Source organism: Hungatella sp. L36, assembly GCF_014288035.1.
The window spans coordinates 25,703-46,400 of sequence record NZ_JACOPC010000021.1; the positions used below are offsets into that span (position 1 = coordinate 25,703).

The 20,698-nt window shown below is 48.8% G+C and carries 16 protein-coding genes; 13 read left to right on the top strand and 3 right to left on the bottom strand.

What is annotated here, in order from left to right; genetic code table 11:
* Window positions 1-40: 40 nt before the first annotated feature.
* A complete protein-coding gene (gene clpX / locus H8S80_RS30185) occupies window positions 41-1,405 on the top strand; it encodes an ATP-dependent Clp protease ATP-binding subunit ClpX (RefSeq protein ID WP_242840532.1) in 1,365 nt (454 codons plus the stop codon).
* Between the two features lies 1 nt (window position 1,406).
* Here clpX and H8S80_RS30190 read toward each other — a convergent pair whose 3' ends face one another.
* Window positions 1,407-3,164: a S8 family peptidase gene (locus tag H8S80_RS30190; RefSeq protein WP_025530133.1), complete on the bottom strand. Its 1,758-nt coding sequence runs from the start codon at window positions 3,162-3,164 to the stop codon at window positions 1,407-1,409.
* A 117-nt stretch (window positions 3,165-3,281) separates the two neighbouring features.
* On the opposite strand from H8S80_RS30190, the gene H8S80_RS30195 reads away from it, so the two are divergent.
* The 3 genes from H8S80_RS30195 to H8S80_RS30205 all read left to right on the top strand — a co-directional run bounded on the left by H8S80_RS30195 (window position 3,282) and on the right by H8S80_RS30205 (window position 5,462).
* Window positions 3,282-3,749 (top strand): signal peptidase II, encoded by a 468-nt coding sequence (locus tag H8S80_RS30195; RefSeq protein ID WP_002601580.1) that lies wholly within the window; start codon window positions 3,282-3,284, stop codon window positions 3,747-3,749.
* A 90-nt stretch (window positions 3,750-3,839) separates the two neighbouring features.
* Window positions 3,840-5,108: an HlyC/CorC family transporter gene (locus tag H8S80_RS30200; RefSeq protein ID WP_002601579.1), complete on the top strand. Its 1,269-nt coding sequence runs from the start codon at window positions 3,840-3,842 to the stop codon at window positions 5,106-5,108.
* A gap of 12 nt (window positions 5,109-5,120) precedes the next feature.
* Window positions 5,121-5,462, top strand: coding sequence for a DsrE family protein (locus H8S80_RS30205; protein WP_002601578.1), 342 nt, complete (start codon window positions 5,121-5,123; stop codon window positions 5,460-5,462).
* Between the two features lie 141 nt (window positions 5,463-5,603).
* On the opposite strand, the gene H8S80_RS30210 is transcribed toward H8S80_RS30205, so the two are convergent.
* Window positions 5,604-5,963, bottom strand: a complete 360-nt coding sequence (locus tag H8S80_RS30210) for a TIGR04086 family membrane protein (protein ID WP_002601577.1) — start codon at window positions 5,961-5,963, stop codon at window positions 5,604-5,606.
* Window positions 5,964-6,224: 261 nt separating this feature from the next.
* On the opposite strand from H8S80_RS30210, the gene H8S80_RS30215 reads away from it, so the two are divergent.
* Genes H8S80_RS30215 through H8S80_RS30255 form a run of 9 tightly spaced genes read left to right on the top strand, consistent with a single transcriptional unit; the run spans window position 6,225 to window position 19,034 of the window.
* Window positions 6,225-7,775: an extracellular solute-binding protein gene (locus H8S80_RS30215; protein ID WP_002601576.1), complete on the top strand. Its 1,551-nt coding sequence runs from the start codon at window positions 6,225-6,227 to the stop codon at window positions 7,773-7,775.
* 22 nt (window positions 7,776-7,797) lie between these two features.
* Window positions 7,798-8,694: an ABC transporter permease gene (locus tag H8S80_RS30220; RefSeq protein ID WP_025530131.1), complete on the top strand. Its 897-nt coding sequence runs from the start codon at window positions 7,798-7,800 to the stop codon at window positions 8,692-8,694.
* Window positions 8,694-9,554: a carbohydrate ABC transporter permease gene (locus tag H8S80_RS30225; RefSeq protein WP_002601574.1), complete on the top strand. Its 861-nt coding sequence runs from the start codon at window positions 8,694-8,696 to the stop codon at window positions 9,552-9,554. Before H8S80_RS30220 ends, H8S80_RS30225 begins: the two co-directional genes overlap by 1 nt.
* Window positions 9,555-9,559: 5 nt before the next feature.
* Entirely contained in the window at window positions 9,560-11,029 is a 1,470-nt protein-coding gene (locus tag H8S80_RS30230; protein ID WP_117622819.1) for a sulfatase family protein, read from the top strand.
* Window positions 11,019-12,404, top strand: coding sequence for a sulfatase-like hydrolase/transferase (locus H8S80_RS30235; RefSeq protein WP_117622820.1), 1,386 nt, complete (start codon window positions 11,019-11,021; stop codon window positions 12,402-12,404). Before H8S80_RS30230 ends, H8S80_RS30235 begins: the two co-directional genes overlap by 11 nt.
* Window positions 12,405-12,407: 3 nt before the next feature.
* Entirely contained in the window at window positions 12,408-13,517 is a 1,110-nt protein-coding gene (locus H8S80_RS30240; RefSeq protein ID WP_117622821.1) for a glycoside hydrolase family 88 protein, read from the top strand.
* Between the two features lie 15 nt (window positions 13,518-13,532).
* Window positions 13,533-15,023 (top strand): DUF3604 domain-containing protein, encoded by a 1,491-nt coding sequence (locus H8S80_RS30245; RefSeq protein WP_117622822.1) that lies wholly within the window; start codon window positions 13,533-13,535, stop codon window positions 15,021-15,023.
* An 8-nt stretch (window positions 15,024-15,031) separates the two neighbouring features.
* Complete coding sequence (locus H8S80_RS30250) at window positions 15,032-16,831, top strand: ulvan lysase-like protein (protein ID WP_117622823.1); 1,800 nt, start codon at window positions 15,032-15,034, stop codon at window positions 16,829-16,831.
* Window positions 16,832-16,859: 28 nt separating this feature from the next.
* Entirely contained in the window at window positions 16,860-19,034 is a 2,175-nt protein-coding gene (locus H8S80_RS30255; protein ID WP_181988006.1) for a helix-turn-helix transcriptional regulator, read from the top strand.
* Between the two features lie 66 nt (window positions 19,035-19,100).
* Here the strand turns inward: H8S80_RS30255 and H8S80_RS30260 are convergent, their stop codons facing one another.
* A complete protein-coding gene (locus tag H8S80_RS30260; protein WP_002601567.1) occupies window positions 19,101-20,684 on the bottom strand; it encodes a response regulator transcription factor in 1,584 nt (527 codons plus the stop codon).
* Between the last annotated feature and the right edge of the window lie 14 nt (window positions 20,685-20,698).

The following is a 20,698-nucleotide window of genomic DNA, read 5'->3' on the forward strand; positions in this document are numbered from 1 at the left end:
GGGCGGCAAGGCTGTTTCGGAAGAGGCGGGAAAGACGCCTGTGAAGGACGATGACGAGTATGAGAAGATCTGTTACGTCTGCCGCAGACCGGAGAGTAAGACTGGACCCATGGTTACCATGGGCGGGATGAATCTCTGCCATGACTGTATGCAGAAGGCATTTGACTCGGTGACACAGGGGGGATTTGACCTGTCGAAGATTCAGAATATGCCTTACATGAACTTAAACTTAAGTGAGTTTGGCAATCTGAATAATCAGGATGTGGAAATTCCGAAGAAGCAGAAGATCAAAAAGAGGACTCCCGAGGCGAAGAAGCCGGAGTTTGATTTAAAGGATATACCGGCGCCCCACGTGATCAAGCAGAGACTGGATGAGTACGTGATCGGACAGGAGCAGGCCAAGAAGGTGATTTCTGTTGCGGTTTACAACCATTATAAGCGTGTTTTCCTGGTAGATTCTGACAAGAGAGATGAGGAAGGAAACGTACAGATCGAGAAATCCAATATTCTGATGATCGGGCCGACAGGAAGCGGAAAGACGTATCTTGTAAAGACTCTGGCGAAGCTTCTGGACGTGCCGCTGGCGATCGCGGACGCCACCTCATTAACGGAGGCCGGCTACATAGGCGACGATATCGAGAGCGTGGTCTCCAAGCTTCTGGCCGCGGCCGACAACGATGTGGACCGGGCGCAGCGCGGCATCATCTTTATCGATGAGATTGATAAGATCGCGAAGAAGAAAAATACCAACAGCCGGGACGTGAGCGGTGAATCGGTTCAGCAGGAGCTCTTAAAGCTTCTCGAGGGCAGCAATGTGGAGGTGCCGGTCGGCTCCAACCAGAAGAACGCCCTCACACCGATGACTACCGTCAGCACGGATAATATCTTATTCATCTGCGGCGGAGCGTTCCCGGATCTGGAGGACATTATTAAGGAGCGTTTGACGAATAAGTCATCCATCGGATTCGCAGCAGAGCTTAAGGATAAGTTTGATAAGGATCCTAATATTTTAGGCCGTGTGATGAATGAGGATTTGAGAAAATTTGGCATGATTCCGGAGTTCCTGGGCCGTCTGCCGATTACGGTTACCCTGCAGTCGCTGACAAAGGAGCTGCTGGTGAGAATCTTAAAGGAACCGAGAAATGCGATTTTAAAGCAGTATGAGAAGCTGCTGGAACTGGATGAAGTAAAGCTTGTATTTGAAGATGAAGCACTGGAATGGATCGCAGAGCAGGCCATGAAAAAAGAAACCGGAGCCAGGGCCCTTCGTTCCATTATCGAGGATTTCATGCTGGATATCATGTATGAAATCCCGAAGGACCCCGAGATTGGTTCCGTCGTCATTACGAGAGCATATCTCGATAAAAACGGAGGCCCTCTCATCCGAATGAGAGGCTACCATTAATTTACTCTCTGATACGTAAAAAGGTCTGATAGAGATCCAGCGTACCGTATCCCCACTCTCGGTTGGGATAGGTGTAGGCTGGATTTCTGTTTGCCCCCCGGATTAGATAGGCGCGTACACTGGCATCGCTCATGGCGGGATTGTTGCCCCGCACGATGCCCCAGGTGAAGAGGTCGGCCACCGCCCCGGCCACATGGGCCGCGGCCACGGAGGAGCCGGTGCGCCGGGTCATGGGGAAGGTGTCACCGGCTCCTCCCGGCGACAGTCCGGGACCGTAGACGTTGACACCGGGGGCTGCCAGATCTGGCTTAATTAAACCGCCCCGGGAATATCCCCTGCTGGAGTGGATGTAGATGCTGTTATTTATGTGGTTATAGGTGCTGACTGTGATGGGAACCGCCGCATTGGCCGGTTCCGTGATCGTGGTGTCAGGGTCGGAACGCAAAAAAAAGGTATCCTCGTCGATGAAGCCCTGGACGGGGAGCCACATATGAAAGATCCCGGTAATAAATAAGGAATTGTAGACACGGACGTGCCAGATTCCTGCGGTCGGTGCGTCGAAGCGCATCAGGACAAACTGGCTGCCGGAACCGATCTCCGAGGTACGGTAGTTGATGGTAATAACCGTTTGCTCCAGGGTAAATGGAACCGTGATTTCCGCCCCCAGGCCGATGGGAAGCCGCGGGATTGCCTCACCTGTGGGGGAGACGAATCCCACGGTATAGAGTTCCGGTTCCGTTGCCCACAGCTCAAGGAAGAAGCCGCGTTCTCCGCTGGCTACCCGTATTTCCACGTCGTCGTATTCCTGATTGCTCAGCAGCCGTCCCATGTAATGATGGCGCAGCCCTGCTTCATTGCCGGCCGGGAGGACGGCGGAGACTCCTACAAGGCGCCCTATGTTGTTTAAGACCAGGCCGAGAGGTGATGTGCCGTCGTGACTTCCGTAATTCGTGCCAAGTCCGATGTAGATGACGAGAGGAAGGCTCTGCCGAAGTGCCAGCAGCTCCAGGTATTTGATTCCCATCATGATATCATTTTCCTGATAGGCAATGGCATCCTCGGGGAGTAAGTAAAAGTCCCGGAGATATTGTTTGGCCGGTTTCAGCTTCACAATGCCAATGGAGCAGTTGGGGGCGGCGCCTGTGAAGTCCTCGTTTGCAGTCGCTCCGCCTGCCGCGATACCCGCCATAAAGGTGCCGTGTCCGGAAGTATCGGTGGAAGGAACGATGGAGAGCGGATCAGGAGAGCGCAGCGCCTCATCGATCTGAGGTTTTAAAAATTCCTGCCCATAGGAGAAGCTCATGGCCGGTACGGCAGCGGGAATCCCAAAGGGAGCATCCATGGTGCCTATGGGCGCGGGAAGCGTCTGATCCCAGATACCGAGAATCCGGGAGCTGCCATCCGGGAGCCGGAACAGCGGATTGCGGTAGTCGATCCCCGTGTCGATGAAGCCGATCATGGTGCCTTCCCCACGCAGATTCAGCGTTGGCTGCTCAAAGGTCTGGATAATGCCGGAGGCTTCCATGCTGGTGGTATCGAGCAGGGTATAGAGCGTGGGAATGGCGGTATAAGTATATTTTTTTGTGGTGATAGGAAGAAGCGGTTCCAGCAGACTATATACAATGGCAAATTCCTGATCGACATAATCGATACAGCCCGCCTGCTGCTGCAGGATGATGTCTTCCGGAGAACTGTTGTTGTGGTGTATGATAAAGTCCCCGTACTCTTCCGAGGCGGGATTAAAATCACAGACTGGCATGAAAAAAACTCCCACATTCTTTTTAGTAATGTATGCAGGTTCGGGGGCGGGAATTACTGGACTATGGATAAAAAACATAGTAAAATGGAGATAATAAAGACGGAAGGAGTGTGCGTCATGGTATTTATCGGTATCATCGTGCTGCTGGCAGCAGTGGATCTCTGTATAAAGAAGGCGATTGAAGAGCAGGAGGAATCCTCCTTTCCAAAGGAACTGAACGGAACGGGAGGCAAAATTATGCTGCACAAGAACCACAATCCCGGGTTTTCCTTTGGATTTTTGAAAGAGAGACCGGAATATGTGAAGATGGTTCCTCTCGCCGTGGCTTCGTTCATCGGCGGCGGCCTCGCGTGGATGCTGCCTAAGAAGGGAAACCTCGCGGATAAGATTGCCTTATCAGTGACGCTTGGCGGCGCTGTCAGCAACTTATACGACCGCCTGGTGAGAGACTATGTGGTGGACTATTTCAGTATTCAGTGTGGCAGATTAAAACGGGTTGTATTCAACTTAGGTGATATGTTTATCTTCTTCGGAGCGGGAATGATGCTGGTTCTGGAGATGATAAGAGCGTGGAAAGAACGCTAAATTAAGGGATAAAGCGGCCGCCTTATTGACACGGCCGCTTTTCTATTGTAGAATCAACAGTAAAATATAAAACAATAGGAGTTGATTTTTTTGGATTCAAGTGACTATATACAGTTGCTTATTTTGATTCTGTTAATTGGATTGTCTGCATTTTTCTCTTCCGCGGAGACTGCGCTTACCACGGTGAATAAGATTCGGATCAGAAACCTGGCGGAGGCGGGCGACAAGAGCGCCGTTACGCTGACGAAGGTTCTCGAGGACCAGGGTAAGATGCTGAGCGCGATTCTTGTCGGCAACAACGTTGTGAACCTGACGGCTTCCTCCATGTCCACGACACTGGCCATGAATATCTGGAGCAATAAGGCGGTTGGTATTGCAACCGGCGTTCTGACGCTGGTTATTCTGGTATTCGGTGAGATTTCCCCGAAGACGATTTCCACCCTGTATTCTGAGAAGATTTCATTAAAATATGCGAAGATCATCTATCTGTTCATGACAGTCATGACACCGGTGATTTATGCGGTCAATGTGCTGTCCTCCGGATTTCTGCGCCTTGTCCATGTGGACCCCAACCGGAAACAGGAGGCCATCACCGAGGATGAACTGCGTACCATCGTGGAAGTGAGCCACGAAGAGGGCGTGATCGAATCGGAAGAGAAGAAGATTATTAATAATGTGTTTGATTTCGGCGATTCCGTGGCAAAGGACATCATGGTTCCGAGAATAGATATGGCCATGGTGGAGGTCGGCGCCACCTACGATGAGCTGATCGATATTTTCCGTGAGGAAAAATATACGCGTATGCCCGTATACGAGGAGACGACGGACAACGTAATCGGTATCATCAACATGAAGGATGTACTCCTCATCGATCGGAATGAAGAATTTCACGTCCGTGACCTGCTCCGTGAACCGCTCTATACATATGAGTATAAGAACACGGCGGAGCTGATGGTGGAGATGCGCCAGACCAGCAACAACATGATCATCGTCCTGGACGAGTATGGCGCTACGGCCGGTATGATCACGCTGGAGGACTTACTGGAAGAGATTGTCGGTGAGATCCGGGATGAGTACGACGAGGATGAAGAACAGGAGCTGGTGGAAGTCGGCCCTGGAGAATATGTGGTGGAAGGCTCCATGAAGCTGGATGATTTAAACGACCTGCTGGATCTGGAACTGGAATCCGAGGACTATGATTCGATCGGCGGCCTGATTATCGGGCAGCTGGACCGCCTTCCGGAAGAAGGCGAGAGCGTCGTCTGTGACGGAATCCGCCTGGTTGTGGACAGGCTGGACAAGAACCGGATCGACCGGGTGCACATGTATCTTCCGAAGGAGCAGAACGTTGACGCGTAGGGAGGCAGCAGTATGAAGGTGATTTATCATATCGATGAGATGGACCGGTGGCCCCTGGTGCTTGGGAATGTCAAGAACATGACCGCTTACTATCATGAGCAGAAGGAGAGCTACACCATCGAAGTGCTGGCCAACTCGGCCGCGGTGAACGGGTATGCAGCGGCGTCACCGGAGCATGAAGACGCCATGAAGGCCTTGGCAGGAGAAGGCGTGGTATTCGCCGCCTGCAGCAATGCCCTGAAGGGGAACGCCATGACGAAGGATGATATCTTTGATTTTATCACCGTGGTTCCGGCCGGCGTGGTGGAACTGGCGGCGAGGCAGGCCGAAGGGTATGCCTATATCAGGCCATAACAAAGAAAAAAAGAGAGTGCCGGAGACGCGGCCCGTGGAGCAGATTAAGCTCCATAAGCCGATGTCTCCGGCACTCTTTTTTTAGTAACACAGGAAAGTTTCGCTCATGCGCTGCCCCGTATCTCTCCAAAACGGGGATAATCAGCTGATCATCCCGCCGATGGTCCCGCTGGCCGCGCAGATGGCCATGGTGGTGAGAATCTGGTTCATCGTTCCATTCAGCCCCTTGTTTAACAGGAAGGAGACGGCTAAAAGCACCAGGAAATAGACGAGTCCCAGCGTCAGCCCCCAGAAAAAGCGGCGCTGCCGTATGCTCTTTCCCATGATGAGTCCGCCGACTAAACAGGTGATGATGTAGACCGCGTTGACACCGATGCGGATCTGTCCCTCCTTTAAGCGGAATTTATAGAGGGCAAAGGCCAGAACAACCAGGAGAATTCCGGTCAGTATGTACGAGATGAGCAGGGTTTTTAAGGTAGCCTGCAGCTTTGATTTTTCCATTTGTTTCTCCCCCAATCTTGTCTTCTGGTTCAGTATATTCTGGGGGAGAGGGGGTTATTCATAGAAAATGGAGTTACAATATTTTCAAAAAGCCATATTATTAAAAAATACACAGGTTTCCTGTTGTCAATATGGCGAAACGATAACGATATTAGAAATGATAAATTGAAAAAATAATGGTAAAAATATATGATGTACTTACAAAGAAGCACATGAAAAACATGAAAAAGTATAAAATGTGCACAAAGGAGGACTCGTTTTATGAGAAAGCAAAGAGTATTGAAAGCGGCGGCGGGAGTTATGTCAGTATGTTTACTGGCCGGTTCATTAGCTGGATGCGGTGTGAAGAAAGCAGAGGGGACTGTTTCCACAACAGCGGGCACGGCGGCAGAGGGAACGGTACAGACAGAGGCTAAGGCGTCTGACGAAAAGGAGGCGCCTGTCAAATTAAAACTGTTTTTAACAAATAAGAATATCGTAGACGGCTCTTATGCCAAAAAGATGATTGAAGAAGCCACCAATACGGAACTGGAGATCATTCAGGTTCCGACAAAAGATCTTGACAACAAATTAAATATTTTACTGGCCTCGGGCGAACGTCCTGATATTATTCAGTGTGAGACAGAGACGATGGAGAGCCAGCTGCTTTCCTCCGGCATTCTTCTTCCATTAAATGAATACTGGGACAATTATCCTAATTTAAAGAACGCACGTGATGAAGCAACCTGGGATGTAATGAGATACAGTGATGGCAATATCTACTCCATAGGCATCAAGAATCCGAATCCATTATCGATCATTGCTTACAGAAAGGACTGGCTGGACAAGCTGGGGCTTGAAGTTCCGACAACACTGGATGAGTACTACGAAGTTGCATCTGCAGTTGCCAAACAGGACCCGGATGGAAACGGCGCGGCCGATACCTTTGCATTTGGCGGCTATCAGAATGTAGATACCTCCTGGTTTGACCACATTTTCGGTGCATATGGCGCCCTTCCGAACTACTGGATGGAAAAAGACGGTCATATTGTTAACGGTTCGATTCAGCCTGGAATGAAGGACGCTTTAATTTACCTTAACAGGATGTATAAAGATGGCCTGATCGATCCGGAATTCGTAACGGATGATCCTAAGAGATGGCAGCAGAAGGTTAAATCCGGTATCTTTGGTGCGGGCGTGACGAAGATCCACATCTTTGATCAGAATAACTGGTCTAATTACTATGAGCCATTTATTCAGGCGTATCCGGAAGGCGAGCATGTATATGGACCGGTCTTAACCGGAGGAAGCGACAATCCTGTAGGCATCCGTATGGCAAGTGAAAGAGGCTGGCTGAGAACCTTTGTTTCCAAAGATTCCAAACATATTGACGCCTGTTTAAGGCTGCTTGACTATTTAACTTCAGAAGAAGGAAACCGCTTTGCCCAGTATGGCGTTGAAGGCGAGCATTACAAATGGGAAGGCGATAAATTAGTAAGACTGATTGATGACAAAGAAACCAATGATCTTGATTTAAACAAGTTCTTTATTGGAAACACGGTATTATTTGATCATTCTTCACCGGAATTGTTTGATGCATTTGAGTTCTCACATACGATCTGCACTCCGAATCCGGTTGATGGCATCTTCATTGATGAATTAAATGACATCTATCCGAAATTAAAGGAAATAACGAATACCAGATATATTGAAATGATTGTTGGCGAAACAGAAATAGAGGGCGGATTTGAGAAATTCGTGGAAGAGTGGAATTCCCGCGGCGGTGATGAACTGACAAAAGTCCTTGATGAAGCATATCAGGCAAAAAAATAAGAAGAAATAAGGAGTAACTGACATGGCAAAGGCAATGAAAGAGCATAAAGTGCTTTATCTTCTTATGGTTCCCGGTTTACTGTATTTTGTATTATTCCGGTATCTGCCCATGTTCGGACTGGTAATTGCTTTTAAGGATTATAACATTTTTAAAGGTATCTGGGCCAGCGACTGGGTAGGACTTGCAAACTTTGAGGCATTGGTACATTCCTCTGATTTCTGGAATGTCATGAAGAATACCCTGGTAATCAGTTTAACCAAGATCCTGATCGGTTTCCCGATTCCGATTCTGCTGGCGATTCTCCTCAATGATATAAAAAGCATGAGATTTAAACGCGTGACCCAGACCTTTTTATACCTCCCTCACTTCCTGTCATGGGTCGTGATCGGCGGTATCATGCTGAACCTTTTCTCACCAGTCTTCGGACTGGCGGGAGAGGTGTTCCGCACACTGGGAATAGAGCCGGTCAATATTATGGCTAAAAAGGGGTCCATATTCTGGGTGGTTATCTTTTCCGATGTATGGAAGGAGGCTGGATGGAGCACCATTGTGTTCCTGGCCGCATTGACGCAGGTAGATGAGAGCCTTTACGAGGCAGCTAAAATGGATGGAGCCAATAAGTTTAAGCAGATGCTTCATATCACACTGCCATGTATTTCATCCATTGTAATCGTCATGCTGATCCTGCGTATCGGTAAAGTGATGAATGCCGGCTTTGAACAGATTCTGGTACTTCAGAATCCCATTACCATGGAAAGTATTGATATATTTGATACGTATGTTTATCGTGAAGGTCTGGGACGAGGCTCCTACAGCTTTGCAGCAGCAGTGGATACCTTCAAATCAGTAATCGCCCTGATTCTCGTTACAAGTGCGAATAAAATAAGCAAAATGTTCGGGGAGGAAGGAATTGTATAATGCAGAGACATAAAAAGATTTCCCCATTTACAATATTAAACTATCTGTTATTTGCAGTCATAGGGATCATCATGGTGTATCCATTCTGGTATGTGGTGATGTATTCCTTCAGTGATCCGGCCCAGAGCAGTTTAAGCAGCCTTTATCTCTGGCCCCAGGGATTTACCGTACAATCTTATATCTATGCGTTCTCCAAGAAGATACTGTTTACCGGATTCTTCAACTCGGTGTTTCTTACCCTTATGGGAACTGCGGTTAATATGGTATTGACGATCATGCTGGCCTACCCTCTGTCGCGGGATACGCTTCCGGGAAGAAAATATCTTTCTGCATTTATTGTATTTCCCATGCTTTTTAACGGGGGCATGATTCCTACCTATCTGGTTATCAAGGAATTCGGGCTTCTGGACAGTTTATGGTCCCTGATTGCCTCTCTGGCAGTCAATGTCTACAACTTACTTATATTAAGCAAATTTTTTAAGAGTATCCCCGAAAGCCTGATAGAAGCAGCCAGGATAGACGGATGCGGCGAGATAAGAACGCTGGTTCGCATTATACTGCCGCTTTCCAAAGCGTCTCTGGCGACGATATCCCTGTTCTATGCGGTTCAGCACTGGAATGAATTCCTGCGGGCAACGATCTACATAAATACGGATTCTAAATGGCCGCTGCAGGTAGTCCTGAGAAATATCATCGACATGGTGGCCAATGATTTAAACAGCGGCGGCGAGGTCTACATGAACCCCGAGAACTTTAAGATGGCTACTATTGTTATTACAGTTGTACCGATTATCTGTGTTTACCCATTGTTACAGAAGCATTTTACCGCCGGAGTCATGATGGGATCGGTGAAAGGATAAGTATTATGAATGTCATAACGATTATGTCCGATGAACACTCCTGGTCGGCTATGGGATGTTCTGGCAGCCCTCTGGTGAAAACACCAAACCTGGACAGGCTGGCGGCCATGTCCGTAAATTTTAAAAATGCCTATACCACTTGCCCCTTATGCGCTCCGGCGCGGGCAAGCTGGTTTACCGGGCAGTATGTCAACCGGATCGGCACCTGGGACAACTCCACACCCTATGATGGGACTGTCAGGGGGATGTCCCAATTTTTAAATGAACAGAGAATCCCTACCTGCCATTTTGGAAAAACACATTTCCATAGTGAGGGGGAGTATGAATTTGCACAGCTGGAAATGCCGGGCTATTTAAGCACACCCGATCTGGGCTGCTATTACCGGGAAGAAAAGATCGGGCGGATCAATGCAGAGAAGCGGTTTGAAAAGATTGGCATCAAAGAGGGACCGGATCACGATGATGAGGTAACGGGTCTGGCTGTCGCGTGGCTGAAGAAAAATGGAACTAAGACAGAGCCGTGGAATCTGAACATCGGATATCTGGATCCCCACTTTCCATTCTATGTAAAACAGGAAAATTGGGATTACTACGAGAAGCTGGTGACGGATCTTCCCGCCGGTGTGCTGGAGCCTTACACGTCTCTGAATGAGCCGCTGAGCTGTCTGAGGGCTTATTTTAAAGGCGAGACAGCCACGCCTGAGATGATCAGAAGGGTATTGATCGGATATTACGCGGCAGTCGCCGCGCTGGACGAGAGAATCGGGATTCTTTTGGATACCCTTGAGGAGCTGGATCTGCTGAAGAATACAGCGGTTATCTATACCAGTGACCACGGCGAGCAGATGGGGTATCATGGCCTTTGGTGGAAATGCTGTATGTTTGAACAATCCGTTCATATACCGATGATGATTTACCATCCGCTGATTACTCCGAAAGAGGTGAAATCTCCGGTAACGCTGGTGGATTTATATCCCACGGTTTGTGAGATGATGGGAATTCCGAAGCCGGAGCACATCGACGGAGAAAGCCTGTACTGCCTTATGAAGGAGGGCAGGGATGGAAAGAAAAAGGATTTTGCGTTCAGCGAATACCATGCGCACGGAATGCCCTGCGGTATGTTTATGATTCGCTGGGATAACTATAAGTATGTGTATTACACCGGATACAGCCCTCAGTTGTTTGACCTGGAGGCGGATCCGGAAGAAAACTGCGACCTTGCGGCACGGTCTGATTCAGACAGCGGGATCAGGCTGCTGCTGAAAGAAGGGGAGAGACGCTTATTATCGGTATGCGATCCGAAGGAAGCAGATGCAAGGGCAAAGGCATTTCAGAAGAGAATGAAGGCAGCATTGGGAGTCGGGGCAGGCTATACGCTGGAACGGGGAACCTGGGTTCCACATCCGGAGCATGTAAAGGAGGTTCCGGCCTATTGCCGCCAGACAGGAAGGAACGGAGGTAATTATGGTAAGTAAGCCCAATATACTGCTTTTTATGACAGATCATCAGAGGGCAGATGTGATTGGAATGAGACAGTGCGGGAGAGAGGTAACGCCGAATCTCAACAGGCTCGCCCGCATGGGATTTCAGTTTGACCGGGCATATGATACGTGCCCTCTCTGCGTACCGGCCAGAACCGCTCTGGCCACCGGACTCTATCCCACGAAGAATGCGGTGGTATATAACGACTGGAAGGGAATAACCGCAGGGGAATATGAGCCTGTTCATGCGGCGCTGAAAAAAGCAGGGTACCGGGTAGGCCATGCAGGGGTCGATCATATCAGGATACAGCCGCCTATGAGACAGCAGGGGCTGGACTTCTTTGTGAACCAGGAGGATTATGAAGAATGGGCTGCAGGCAGGGGCTTAAAAACCGCCAGGAATCAGGACGAGCTGATCGAAGTATTGGAAGAGATAGACGGTAAATACGTGAATAAGCGTTACAGCGGCCATAAAGTAAGCCTCTGGGATAAGCCGGCAGAGCAGTTCAAGGATTTTTACTTTCTGGAAAAGTCCCTGGAGTTTCTCAGGGGAACAGGTGAAGAACCATTTGCGCTGTTCACCTATTTATGGGCGCCCCATCCGCCGTTCAGAATTCCGGAACCTTACGCTGGCATGTATAAACCGGAAGACATAATTCTTCCTGATAATATTGGAATACCGGCGGAGCAGGAACCGGCGCTTCGAAGAAAAGGGGTTCCTGCACAGCTGGCAAGAGGCATTACCGGGGATCAGTGGAGGCGGGTATGGGCCGCCCATTTAGGACTTACCACTATGGCTGATGAGATATTCGGCAGAGTGATAAAGGAGCTGGAATCCATGGGGAAGCTGGATAACACCTGTATTATTTTCACCTCTGATCACGGAGATCATTTAGGTCAGCACAGCATGTACCAGAAGATGGAGATGTATGAGGAGGCCGTAAGGGTTCCTCTTATTGTTAAGATGCCGGGCAGAAAGCCGGGGCGGTCTGACGGAGTCGTCACCCATCTGGACATAAAGCCAACGATCTGTGAAGCCGCAGGAATAGAAAACGGAGGCGGTGACGGAGTATCGCTGCTTCCTGTCATAGAGGGGGCCGGGCCGGACAGGCAGCGGATTGTATATTCCCAGTATTCAGGGAATCCGGGGTACGGGACTGTAAGGCGGGCCGCCATATCGGAGCGGTATAAATACGTATTTGACAGCAGCTATGAAAAGGAACTGTACGATCTGGAGGCTGATCCTCATGAGATGAAGAATGTGGCGGGAGACGAGGCGTATCAGGATATTCTTAAGAATATGCATCAGGCGTGCAGAAGGTTTCATGAAGAACACGGGGACTATTTTAAATGGGAGCAGGAGACGTAAAGGATGAGCTGGACCGAGGAAGCGCTTGAAAAGTCGCTGTTAAAGATTGAAAGAAATATGGAGGGAATTGGAGAACATTTTCCTCATGTAGAATACGACGGTATTTATAATGACCAGGGCGCCTCATTCTGGACTTCCGGTTTCTGGCCCGGGATGCTGTGGCTCCTGTATCAGGAGAAAAAAGATGAGAATGCCTTCCGGCTTGCGAGACGATTGGAGAGAAGGCTCGATGAGGTACTGGATGGCTTCGTAACCCTCCATCATGACGTTGGCTTTATGTGGCTGCCCTCAGCGGTGATTGACTATAAGCTGACGGGCAGCGAGGAGGCCAGAATCAGGGGGCTGAAAGCCGCCAGTCATCTGGCGGGACGTTTTAACCTGGCAGGGCAGTTTATCCGGGCCTGGACCGATGAAGTGAATCCGGGCTCCAGAGGGTGGGCCATCATCGACTGTATGATGAACATTCCGCTTCTGTTCTGGGCCTCCAGAGAGAGTAAGGACCCGCGATTTTACCATATTGCGAAAGCACATGCGGATACGGTACTGCGCTGCTTTATCAGGCCTGACAATACATCTGCCCATATCGTCAGTTTTGATCCGTACACGGGAGAAAAGATTGAGAATCTGGGCGGCCAGGGGAAGGATGGAGATTCTGCCTGGTCCAGAGGCCAGGCCTGGACGATCTATGGGATGGCGCTTGCATACCGGGAGACTGGGAAGGCGGAGTATCTGACGGCTGCAAAGAATTCGGCAGATTATTTTCTTTCTCATCTGCCGGCAGATCAGGTCCCGTATTGGGATTTCAGATCAGAAGCCAAAGACAGATCTGTGCTGGATTCCTCCGCCTCCGCCTGTGCTGCCAGCGGTCTGCTGGAGATATGCAGCCTGATGGAGGACTGTGTGGAGAGAGAATTCTATTATGAAAAGGCATTGATTATCCTAAAGAGCCTTTACGAGAACTACGCTGACTTTTCAGAAAAGACTCAGGGGCTGATTCAAAAGGGAACCGTTAATTATGCAAAGAATAAGCATGTGAATGTACCGATCATCTACGGTGATTATTTCTTTGTGGAAGCTCTTATCAAATTAAAACATCCAACAAATATTTTCTAATACAGGGAGTCGGATATGAATACTTATTTTGGAGATTTACATAATCACTGCGGAATTACCTATGGTTTCGGAAGCCTTGAAAATGCGATTAAATGCGCGAAGAGTCAGTTGGATTTCTGTGCATTTACAGGTCATGCCATGTGGCCGGATATGTACGAAAAGGCTCCGGAAACCGAGTTTGTAGTAAACTTTCATCTGGAGGGCTTTCAAAAGCTTAAAGATCATTGGGAAGAGATCAGAAAAGATGTGGCGGAGGCCAACAGTGCTGATTTTGTCACTTTTCAGGGATATGAGATTCATTCGAGAGAATACGGGGATCACCACCTCTTATCCATAGACGATGAGCTCCCGCTTATTTACAGGGATTCGCCGGAAGAACTGGTCAATGACTGCGGCAAAGATGCGATAGCCATTCCTCACCATATCGGTTATACCCTGGATTACAGGGGAATCGACTGGAGGAAATTTAACAGCCGCATCTCTCCAGTTGTAGAAGTATACTCCAAGCACGGATGTTCTATGAGTGAGGACGCAGATTACCCGTACTACCATAACATGGGGCCAAGGGATACCAGAAATATGGCAGATGAAGGACTGCGCCAGGGACATAAATTCGGCTTTGTGGCATCTACAGACCATCATGCCGGATTCCCCGGATCATACGGAGACGGAATTGCGGCAGTACTTGCGGAAGAGAAAACCAGAGAGAGTATATGGGAAGCGATTAAGTCAAGAAGAACTTACGCACTGACGGGAGACCGGATTCTGTGCGATTTTAAGGTGAATGATTCGTATATGGGCAGTGAAATCACGGCAAATCAGAGGAAAATTGCCGCACACGTTGAGACAGAAGGTGTCCTGGACAAGATCATATTATATAAGAACCTAAAACCGTACCATATCATAAACGGCGAGATGTTCCAGGATGTGAATAAAGAAGGCTGCTATAAAATTCGTGTGGAAATGGGATGGGGCAATGGGGCGTTGTACCGCTGGAACGGAATGTGCAGGACAGAGGGAGGAACCATTGTGGACTGCCGTACGTATTTCCGGGGGAGAAGTGTACTTGCACCTTCGAAGGATGAGACGTATGATGCGGATAATATTAATCATATCGAGACCTGCTCTGAACGGAAGAGTGAGAATGAGTTTGTCTGGAGATGCGATACCGTTGGTAATAAATCAACCCTTCATCCGGCTACCTCGTCAGTAGTTCTCAAGGTACAGGGAGATTTAGATACTAAGGTTACCTTCGAAATAAATCATAAAACCTATACAGCTACGGTGGGGGAACTGTTGAAATATGGGTATACCAGCCATATGGAATACTATCATTCACAGGCTTTTAAGATCTTTAAGGCAGTTCCGGAATCACAGTATATATTTGATTTTGAACTGGAGGACAGCACACCGGAAAAAGACTGTGATATATACCATATCGAAGTATCACAGAAAAATCGCCAGTGGGCCTATCTGTCGCCGGTTTATGTTAATAGGGAAAAATGAGGTGAGAAATGGGGTTATGCGGGGATTTGTTAAGAGTATGGTGTGACAAATTGCTGGAGCTTCAGGTTACGTCTGTGAATGATCCTGCACTGCGGGGAGGAATCCTTTGTCCTGCCTGTGCGGGAATTCACGGCAGATGCTTCGATGCGATTTATCCATTTCTGTATCTGGCCGATGCGGATGGTGACAGCCGTTATCTGGAAGCGGCCAAAATGCTTTTTGACTGGGCAGAGAATACGGTATCCAGGGAAGATGGTTCTTATGTCAATGACACAAATTCTGACTGGAAGGGAACTACGGTATTCAGTGTGATACAGCTGACTGAAGCGCTTACTTTTCACGGGCATCTGCTGGACTCTGTTACTTACGAAAGGTGGAAGCAGAGAATCGCCAGAGCTGCAGATTTTCTCTGCACTTTTAAAGAATTTGAAGTGTGCAATATTAACTACTGCATTACCAACAGCCTTGCCTTGCTGTTATGCAGTGATCTGCTGGGAGAGGCGCGCTATGCCTCCAGGGGCAGTGAACTGCTTCGGAGGGCGGTCGGAAATATTTCGGACAGCGGGATTCTTTTTGGGGAAGGGCGTCCTGTCAGCGGTTACAGCAGACGCGGATGCCGCCCGGTTGATATTGGTTATAATTTGGAGGAATCGCTTCCTGCCCTGATCCAGTATGCTTATGCCTCCGGAGAGGAAGAATGGAAGGAAATCGGGAAGAGGGCCTTAAAACGTCAGCTTTTGTTTCTGTTGGATGACGGAGGAATTGACAACAGCTTTGGAACAAGAAATTATAAATGGACCTATTGGGGCAGCCGTACTTCGGAGGGATGTGCCCTGGGATATCTTCTCGCAGCAGACGGGGAACCTGATTTTGCAGCAGGCGCCTATAAGAATCTCAAGCTTTTGGAGGCGTGCACTCATGACGGCTGTTTATATGGCGGACTTTATACGCATGAGATGGGGGAATATGCCTGCATCCACCATACCTTCAGCCATGCGAAAGTGCTGGCTGGTATTCTGGACCGGGGACTTGAAGAATTACTGGAGAAGCAGGAGCAGCTGAATAAGGAGGGGGCAAAGCAGGACCGCCTGCCCCGGATGCGGCTTGAAAAAACGGTTTATATTGAGGAAACGGATACGTATCTGATACCGGGAGGGGAATATACTGCTACGGTTACGGGTTATGACTGGGAGTACGTGAATTTAAAAGGCGGGCACGCAGAAGGCGGAACATTAACACTGCTGTGGCATGAGAGGGCAGGCCTGGTGATCTGCGGAGGGATGAGTCAGTATACCATGAGAGAAGCCAATAATATGCAGCTTCCGCGGTTTGGCCGCCATGAGTGTGTCACTCCGAGACTGGAGTGTACGGCTTTGGATGGTAAAACGGTATACAGCAGTTTATATGACGGCAGGTGTAAAATGATCTTTTCAGAGACTGGGGCTGGAACGGTCATTGCGGTTAAGGGAAGGCTGACGGATATCAATCACCATATTCTGGAGGACGGGGGCGCATATGATGCGGAGTACAGCTTTGAAGACGGGGGTGTCAGGGTGCGGATAAATGTGAATCAGAATGCCAGATTTATTCTTCCGCTGGTATCCGGACGTACGGAAAATGCGGTATGGGATGAGCGCGGCATGACAATCGAGAAGCGGGCTTCCAGGGTGCACGTAAATGTTGAGAACGGAGTGTTTCATCTTCCCTATAAATCCCAGCGGATTTATAATCTGGTTCCGGGGGTGGAAGCCATAAAGGCGGAGATAGTGCCTGAACAGGGGATAATTGCTTTTTGTATTTCGTTCTGATATAGTTATGCGTATTGGGGGAAAGTTAATGAATAAAAAAAGATTATCATCCAAAAGTATAAATTTCTATAAGCTTTATCTGGTTAATATATTTATTACTGTTGTTTTTATCTGTCTGATTTCATTTATTTGCAGTACGTACAGTTCCAGAATGATCTTGAAGAATATGACAGCGTTTAATGAGGAAATGGTTGCTGAAAAGAGTGCGGCTCTGGACGAGCGCATCAAGCAGCTGGAGGAAACGGTAAATGTAATTATTGGAGAAGAGAACGTATTCAAATTTCTGATGACGAATGAATCTTATTACGAAAAGCCTACCATGATGCTTAAAATGATCAGGCATTTTCAAAATATCTGTTCCAACAACAGCCTGATTGAAGGAATCAGGCTGGTCGATGTAAAAAGGGGAATCGTAATCAATGAAAAGACCAAGGTATCGATAGAGGAGTACGGATTCTTTGACCGGTATCACAATCAGAATTCCTTCGTGGTAACGAGAGGGGAAGAAGGAAAAACGCTTGAATTTGTCAAGACCTTTGAACCGGTACGCGGAGAGAAGGACGTATATATTATCCTGACCTTAAAGGAAGACGCCTTTACCGCGAACTTGCTGATCGGCAATGAGACGGAGATGGTGAAAAGTTATCTGCTGACTGATGACGGCGATATTTTATCTGTAGACGGAGGAGACGAGATCGGCCCGCTTATCAGTGAGAATCTAAAAAAGCAGATGGAAGGCAGTGAGAAGCTTGAGATTGGCGGTCAGAAGCTGATGCTGTATAAGCACAAATCCTCGATATCCGATATATCGCTGGCCGCAGTACAGGATTACACCTATCTGTCCCAGGAAGCGGGCCATGTGACACGGGCGATTATTATAGTCAGTATATTGATGATTGCCATAGCCAGCGTTATTATCTATCTCTGTTCCCTGTATGTCTATAAACCGCTGAAACGGCTGGGGCATAAGCTTCAGGGGCTGGCAGTGAAGAGTCAGGCGATGCCGGTGACCAATGAATACAGCCTCATTGAGGATGTGGTAAATGAACTCCAGAACGATAAGGCGTATGCCTTTCCTTCTGTTGTACGGGATTCCATCAGGAAACTGGTGATGGAATATTTTGATGAAGAGCGTTTTGAATATCTGAGGCGGCTGACGAATCAGGCTATGGACTTTGAGATGAATGCCCTGGTAGTTACAGAGTGCGGCAGCGGAAAAGAATCTTCCGGGATAATTGCAGAGTTTAACAGGCTGCTACAGGACGAGTCTGAAATAGACGGTTTTATTGCAGGTCTTACATCCACACGATCTGTGGGCATCTTCAATACTAATTTAAGCTATGAGAAATTTCTGGATAAGATCAGCGGGGTAAAAGAACGCCTGGAAACTGAGAAAGGATTAAAATTTACCTGCTGTGTCAGCCGTGGATTTAAAAACAGAGAAAATATGAATCTGGTATATACGGAGACACTGGGGACGTTGGAACGTACATTTTTTACTGGTAAGAATGCCTTTATCCATGAGGACGCTCCAATAACAGAATATAAGAATGAGTATTACAGCAAAGAGGCGGAAAGCCGGCTTACCCGTTATGTTACGGAGGGAAAGCGGGAGGAAGCGCTGGAGACGCTTCATGCGCTTACAAAGGATTTAAGCAACAAGGCCAGGGATATCCAGTATACCCGATTCGTATATTTTCAAATTTGCAATAACCTGGTACGGAATGTCCTCGATATGGGCGGCAGACTGCCGAAGGGTGTGAGTGAAAAAGATATATTTAAAGCGGTATTCGGAGTGGACAGCATACAGGATCTTGTAAGAATGTCGGAGGAGATTGTAGAGGTCTGTGCGGCTAATTTCAACCGGCAGGAGAAGACATACTCTTCTAATGTGGAAAAGGCGGTTTCCTTTATTGCGGAGAATTATATGAGAGATTTATCTCTGGATGATGTAGCGAAGGCAGTTTTCCTGTCTTCCGGTTATCTGAGTATAATCTTTAAGGATGAGACGGGATATACGGTGCTTGAGTACATTACTTACGTCAGGATGCAGAAAGCGAAAGGACTGCTTCTTCAGACACCGGCACTGAAAGTTAAGGATATCGCAGAACAGCTGGGATACAACAATGTACAGAGCTTTCTGCGGTACTTTAAAAAGTATTATGGAGAGACCCCGATGGCGTTTCGGAAGAAAGAAGAATAAGCTTATAGAGCTGATTATATGAGTGGATTTCCAACACTTATAGGATCAGCTCTTTTGATTGGCAGATTAACGGTCAACCTGCGAAGGCGATATTCCGAAGTACCGTTTAAAGCATTTGGAAAAGTAAAAGGCGTCCTGGTAACCCGTCTTTTCGGCCACGGCTGCGATGGAGAGGCGGCCGCCTGCAAGTAAGTCCCAGGCGTGTTCCATGCGGCATTTCGTAATGTACTGCATGACGGAGTACTGCCGGATCCGCTTGAAATTGCGGCTTAGATAGGCAGGGCTGATTAACAGGGCCGATGCGATATACTGGAGTCCCATGTCTGCATTGCTGTATTCGCGCTCGATCAGTTCCGCCGCCTGGACCACGATTCGCTGAATCATGGGGATATCGTCCAGTTCCTGGCTGCCGGGCAGGGAGAGAAAGAGATTCATAAACTTCTCCTCGATTTCTCCCAGGCTGCATCCATGGTAGATGATTCCCGCCGCGGTGTAGGCGGAGCCGCAGTCTTCCTCGAAGAGCCCGATTCCGTTGTGGACCGCGTACTCGATGGCCGCAGAGAGCAGGGCGGAGAGTGCGGATTCCAGCGCGGGCAGGGAGAACTGCTCCTGTCCGATGATCTGAAAGGCGGAGCGGAGACTGCTTACAATGAATTCGTGATCCTTCTTTAAAAGGCCGCAGGAGATTCCGCGTATGGCGGTGTTCAGCTGTTCCAGGGCCTGTTTTTCCGGGAGGCGGGTGTGAAAGGAGCCGCCATCCGACTCATAGACGGTCCGGAAGGTGAAGAACTGAAGCGCAGTCTGGTAGGCGGAATGGATCGAGGGTGCCAGGCCGTCATTACCATATCCGTAGCCGCACACGATGTCTCTGGAAAAATTCTCCCGGGCAGCGGAGGATAAGCGTTCCAGAAAATGATCCGGTCCGGCGGGCAGCTGCGCCTGCGGCAGGATAAGGACCTGATGGCTGTAAGCATCCGTCACCTGGATGCAGCCGGATTTGCCGGACAGAAGGCAGCCGGAGAGGTTGCCCAGTGCTGTCTGAAAGGCGGCGCGCTCCTGGCAGGAGAGGCTGTGAATAACCTTGGGCCGGCCGTCTGAGACGATAACGGTGCAGGGGACGTCTTGAAGCACTCCGAATTCTCTTAACTGGGCGCTCTCGGAGACGGAGGCATGGCCGGAGAAGATGTTCTGGAAAAATGTGCTCTTTTCGGCGTGTTCCGCGATGAGCCTCGCCTCCTGCCAGGCCAGCCGCTCCTGCTTTAAGTGGTTGTTCTTATCGAGAGTTTCCCTGATTTCTGTGATGGACCGGATCAGCTCGTCCGTGTCGATCGGCTTTAACAGGTAATTGGTCACATTGCAGGCGATGGCCTGTCGGGCATATTCGAAGGTGGCGAAGCCTGACAGGATGATGAATTTAATCTGGCTGTTCTGTTCTTTCATCATGCGGAGAAGCTCCAGCCCGTTGGCGCCCGGCATGGAAATGTCCAGGATAACCAGATCGACAGGTGTCGCCTCCAGAAAACGAAGGGCCTGATCGACATTGGCAGCCTCGCCGGCACATTCGAAGCCGTACTCCTTCCAGGGAATACAGAGCCTGATCCGCTGCCTGACAAAGTACTCGTCATCGACGATTAAGAATTGATAGGTCATATGATAAATCCTTT

Bases quoted from the DNA above. Each gene is read 5' to 3' on its own strand.
- H8S80_RS30245 (WP_117622822.1), top strand. From the start codon at position 13,533: ATGAATACTTATTTTGGAGATTTACATAATCACTGCGGAATTACCTAT.
- H8S80_RS30190 (WP_025530133.1), bottom strand. From the start codon at position 3,164: ATGCCAGTCTGTGATTTTAATCCCGCCTCGGAAGAGTACGGGGACTTT.
- H8S80_RS30210 (WP_002601577.1), bottom strand. From the start codon at position 5,963: ATGGAAAAATCAAAGCTGCAGGCTACCTTAAAAACCCTGCTCATCTCG.
- H8S80_RS30195 (WP_002601580.1), top strand. From the start codon at position 3,282: ATGGTATTTATCGGTATCATCGTGCTGCTGGCAGCAGTGGATCTCTGT.
- H8S80_RS30255 (WP_181988006.1), top strand. From the start codon at position 16,860: ATGAATAAAAAAAGATTATCATCCAAAAGTATAAATTTCTATAAGCTT.
- H8S80_RS30215 (WP_002601576.1), top strand. From the start codon at position 6,225: ATGAGAAAGCAAAGAGTATTGAAAGCGGCGGCGGGAGTTATGTCAGTA.
- H8S80_RS30250 (WP_117622823.1), top strand. From the start codon at position 15,032: ATGGGGTTATGCGGGGATTTGTTAAGAGTATGGTGTGACAAATTGCTG.
- H8S80_RS30260 (WP_002601567.1), bottom strand. From the start codon at position 20,684: ATGACCTATCAATTCTTAATCGTCGATGACGAGTACTTTGTCAGGCAG.
- H8S80_RS30240 (WP_117622821.1), top strand. From the start codon at position 12,408: ATGAGCTGGACCGAGGAAGCGCTTGAAAAGTCGCTGTTAAAGATTGAA.
- H8S80_RS30235 (WP_117622820.1), top strand. From the start codon at position 11,019: ATGGTAAGTAAGCCCAATATACTGCTTTTTATGACAGATCATCAGAGG.
- H8S80_RS30205 (WP_002601578.1), top strand. From the start codon at position 5,121: ATGAAGGTGATTTATCATATCGATGAGATGGACCGGTGGCCCCTGGTG.
- H8S80_RS30230 (WP_117622819.1), top strand. From the start codon at position 9,560: ATGAATGTCATAACGATTATGTCCGATGAACACTCCTGGTCGGCTATG.
- H8S80_RS30220 (WP_025530131.1), top strand. From the start codon at position 7,798: ATGGCAAAGGCAATGAAAGAGCATAAAGTGCTTTATCTTCTTATGGTT.
- H8S80_RS30225 (WP_002601574.1), top strand. From the start codon at position 8,694: ATGCAGAGACATAAAAAGATTTCCCCATTTACAATATTAAACTATCTG.